Here is a 4,371-nt window from a genome sequence, read left to right on the forward strand (position 1 = left end):
AGCCAGCAGTATCACGGCGCACACCTTTCATCGATTGCGCAGCCTATCCAGGCCGCGACCCCAACGCCAGAACCTCAGTCATAGGCGACACCCGGCAGTCCCTGACCGCCATCGGCGATAAACGCGTCGATCCGCTGCTCCAGCACGGGCAGCGGAACCGATCCCAGCGACAGCACGACATCGTGGAACTTGCGAATGTCGAACCCCGCTCCCAGCGCGTCCTCCGCCTTGGCGCGCACGCGGCGCATGGTCAGCTCGCCCAGCTTGTATGCCAGCGCCTGCCCCGGCCAGCTGATATAGCGGTCCACCTCGGTCCCCACTTCGTGCCGCGACAGCGCGGTGCGCGAGGCAAGGTAATCGATGGCCCGCTCGCGGTCCCAGCCATAGGCGTGGATGCCGGTGTCGATCACTAGCCGCGCCGCGCGCCACATCTCGTAACTCAGCCGCCCGAACCGCTCATAAGGCGTGCGATAGATCCCCATCTCCTCGCCCAGATATTCGGTGTAGAGGCCCCAGCCTTCGCCGAACCCGCTGAAATAGGTCTCGCGCCGGAACGCGGGCATTTCGGGCTGTTCCAGCGCGACGCTTGCCTGGAAACTGTGCCCCGGACTGCATTCGTGCAGCGTCAGAGCGGGAATATTGTAGAGCGGGCGCGAGGGCAGATCATGCGTGTTCATCTGGCACGCATCCAGCCCGCCGCGCCCCGCGGTGTAGAACGGCGCCAGCGCAGGCGCGACCGGCCAGATCGCGAAGCGATGGCGCGGCAGAAAGCCGAAATAATCGCCGATCCGCCCGTCGACCCGCTTCGCCACATAGGCCGACACGCCCATCAGCTCATCGGGCGTGCGCGCGATGAACTGCGGCTCATTGCGCAGCGTCTCGTTGAATTCAGCGATGCTGCCGGAAAAGCCGACCTCTGCCATGATCGCGCGCATCTCGCCCTCGATCCGTGCGACTTCGGACAGGCCGATCTCATGGATCTGCTGCGCGGTCAGGTCCAACGTGGTGTATTTGCGGATCTGCTGCGCATAGAACGCTGCACCATCAGGCATCTCGGTCGCCGCCAGCGAGGTGCGCGTATTCTGCAGATAGTCCTCGCGCATGAACGACAGCAGCTCTGCATAGGCAGGCACGATGCTGTCCGCGACCGCCGCTTCCGCTTCGGAGCGCAGACGCGCCTGCTCGGCGACAGGGATGCTGGCGGGCATCTGGCCAAACACGGTCAGGAACGGATTGCCCTCGGCCCTCGTGTAAGGCTCGATCGAGGCTTCGCGCCCTTCCAGCGAGACGCGCGGCACGCTGAAGCCGCGCTCCAGCCCGCTGCGCGCATTGGCGACATGCTCGGCGAAATAGCGCGGCACGTCGCGCATGCGGGCGATATAGTTCTCGTATTCCTCGATGCTGGCATAGGGCGAACGCGCGTCGAGATAGGTCCAGAAGTTGCTGTCCGAATTGAACGGCATCTCGTGAACGCGATAGTCCGCATCGCCAATCCGCTCCTCCAGCAAAGCGCGGAACACGGCGGAATTGATCTTTTCGCCGTCCGACAGCTCCCCGGTCGGAATCGTATCCAGCCGCGCCAGCATCTCCCGCGCATGCGCCGCGCGCCGCGTCTCGGCCTCGGGCGTCACCGACGGCAGGCGCGGTCCGGGCTCGCTGCGCCCGTCCGCTTTTTCGATCCGCTGCCGGTCGGCGATCATCCACGCATGATCGGCCGCGTACAGCGCCTGCAACCGGGCATCCGCGCTGGCCTCGCCCTGCGTAGCGGCGGGAAGGGCCGGAACGGAAAGGGCAGGCGTGAGGAGAAGGGCGGCGACCAGTGCGGCTTGTTTGTGCATGGGCCGTTTCATGCGCGGGCAGGGCCGCGCACGCAAGCCGGTTGGCGAAACGCAAGGGGCCGCTAATCGGTCAGGCCGCGACCGTCCTCGCCGCAGTTTCCGCCGCCAGCTCGGCCAGCAGAGAGGCGGGCGGCTGGAACACCGCCTTTTTGAACGCGATCCGGCGCGGATCGACCGCCAGCGCCAGCTTCTCGGGCATGCGCGCCCGGTCGCTTACCCGCCGGAAATCGCGCAGCGAGGTCCCCGCCGGGGCCGAATCCATATTGGGCGCGCCCCGGCCAGACTTAACATCACCAATGTCGATGGTACGAAAATCGATGCTGAAGCGCGTGCGCCCGGTTTCGTTGGGCACGGTCGAATGCAATTGCTGACCCGAGAACAGGATCGCCCCGCCTACCGGCGCGACCAGCCGGACCGATGGCGTGTCCAAAGGCGGCGGATCCTGCGTGATGCGCGGCTGGGGGCGGGTGTCCCGCTTCACCTGCTTCGCCGCCGCACCGCGCGCCGTGCGGTTGTATTCGTAATAATCGAACTTGCCCGAGCTGTTCTCGACCGGGCGGTCCCACCACGCCGGGTGAAACGCCATGGTGTTGCCGCTTTCGATCGGGAAGATCGGCAGCCACCAGTTCACCTGCTGCATCGGCGCGGCCCACCATGTGTCGCGGTGCATCGGAAAGGTATAGCCGACGCCCGAACTCAGATAGCCATGGCTGGTCACCCCGCGCAGCCGCGGCACGTCGAGATAGGTCGTGCGCGGGTCCAGCCCCATGTCCTCGACCACCGCGCAGATCAGTTCCCAGCTCTGCGGATGATGGATGAAGCGCGGCTTGATCGGCGCGAACAGCTCGACAAAGCGTTCGACCGGAACGCGGTGCTGCAGCATCTCGGGATCGTCGTCGCCAAACCCGCGAACCAGCAGTTCGCGCGCCCATTCGGTCAGCGCCTGCATGGCAGGGCGCGGCGATATCACATGGATGTCGCCCGCATAGATCTGCGCGCGGCGAACATCGTCGACCACCCGCGCATCGTAATGAATTGCCGTCAAGCTCCGCTCCACGCGAAATTTATCCGCACAGGTTGAATGCGCCCGCAAAAAAGCGCCAGCGTTCTTCGGGTTAGGCCGAATTCTTTGGAGTTATCCGCTGCGGGAAATATCGGCGGATGGCGCGCCGCGCATGGCGGCGGGGCAGGTCCTTCGGGCGCGAATTTATTGTCCTACGCCGCGCCATGACGATAATTCGTCCGCTGGCCGATTTCGGCCCCGCCCGCTCTTTCAGACCGTGAGTTTTCCCGCACCCCCAAGGTGTCACCTTTGGCGTTCAAAGCCGCACGATCGCGTGGCCAGAGGCAGGTGACACGCCCTGTAGGACGTGTCACCTTTGTCACTTTTCGAAATGCGCAGGCGGCAGGCGCTTGTCAGCCCCCCGCCGCGATCCTTGCGGCGGTTTCGCGGATCAGCGCGATCATGTTGGGCACGCCCTGCGTCCGGTTGGACGACAGCTGGTTGCGCAGGTCGAAGGGCGCCAGCGCCTCTTCGATATCGGTTTCCGCCACTTCGGCGGCCGGGCGGTCCTGCACCGCCGCGATGACCAGCGCCACGATGCCCTTGGTGATCGCGGCATTGCTGTCGGCCATGAAATGCAGCGCATCGCCATCGGTGCGCGTCGGATAGACCCAGACCGCGGCGGAACAGCCCTTCACCTGCGTCGCCTCGGTCTTCAGCGCGGCAGGCATGGGTTCCAGCTCGCGGCCAAGTTCGATCAGCAGGCGGTAACGTTCGTCGCCCTCCAGGAACTCGTATTCCTCGGCAATGTCATCGATGGATCGCATGCGGGCGGAGCTAGCCGCGCCGCCCGGCGTCCGCAAGTGTCTTGGCCGCAAGTGCCTTACCGGCAGGTGCCTTAAAGATCGACGCCGCTGGCGATCGCTTCCAGCTTGCGGACGCGTTCCTTCAGGTCGGCCAGCTCGATCCGCGCGGCAGCCGGGGCGTCACCCTGATCGCGAAAGGTCGAGAGACCGCCGCCATCGTGCGCCATCTCCGCCTGCCGCATCTTCAGCGTCAGCCAGCCCTGCCAGCCATACAGCAGCGCGGCGGTGATAATGGTCAGGCCGGTCAGGGCCATCAAAGCCAGTGAACTGATCTCGAAGCTCATCTCAGGCCTCCTCAGCGATCTCGCAGCAGTTCGATTTCTTCGGCAAGGCCCAGCTTCTGGCGCTCGTCGGTGGCGATGCGTTCCAGCACGCGGACCCGTTCCTTCAGCTCGGCGATCTCGGCGCGAAGCTGCTCTTCCTCGCCGCTGCCTTGCCGCGCGACCGGCTGGCCGTCCTTATCGGTGGCGAAACCGGCGCTGGCATTATGGCGTGCCCGCATCATCTGGGTAACCGCGATGATCAGCACGATGACGACGATGGCGGACCAGAAGCTCATTTGAACTGTCCTTCCTTATCCGGAGAACGCGTTTCGGACGATCTCAGTGCCTCGATCTCATGCGTCAGGTGATAGCCGCTGTCGGTCACGATCCGCTCCACATTG

At 65.1% G+C, this 4,371-nt stretch carries 5 protein-coding genes; all 5 read right to left on the minus strand.

The features are described from left to right. Positions 1–74 precede the first annotated feature (74 nt). A complete protein-coding gene (locus tag ACU0BR_RS13560; protein ID WP_446157369.1) occupies positions 75–1,838 on the minus strand; it encodes a DUF885 domain-containing protein in 1,764 nt (587 codons plus the stop codon). A 70-nt stretch (positions 1,839–1,908) separates the two neighbouring features. Further along, the gene (locus ACU0BR_RS13565) at positions 1,909–2,883 is read right to left on the minus strand and encodes a hypothetical protein (RefSeq protein ID WP_446157370.1); all 975 of its coding nucleotides are present in this window, start codon (positions 2,881–2,883) and stop codon (positions 1,909–1,911) included. A gap of 371 nt (positions 2,884–3,254) precedes the next feature. Then, on the minus strand, positions 3,255–3,668 hold the full coding sequence (locus tag ACU0BR_RS13570) for a SufE family protein (RefSeq protein WP_446157371.1): 414 nt from the start codon (positions 3,666–3,668) through the stop codon (positions 3,255–3,257). Between the two features lie 71 nt (positions 3,669–3,739). After that, positions 3,740–3,991 carry a hypothetical protein gene (locus ACU0BR_RS13575; RefSeq protein WP_446157372.1) on the minus strand — a complete coding sequence of 84 codons (252 nt, stop codon included), beginning with the start codon at positions 3,989–3,991 and terminating at the stop codon, positions 3,740–3,742. An 11-nt stretch (positions 3,992–4,002) separates the two neighbouring features. Next, the gene (locus tag ACU0BR_RS13580) at positions 4,003–4,266 is read right to left on the minus strand and encodes a hypothetical protein (RefSeq protein ID WP_446157373.1); all 264 of its coding nucleotides are present in this window, start codon (positions 4,264–4,266) and stop codon (positions 4,003–4,005) included. Positions 4,267–4,371 lie beyond the last annotated feature (105 nt).

The sequence above is a fragment of the Brevirhabdus sp. genome (genome assembly GCF_052826345.1).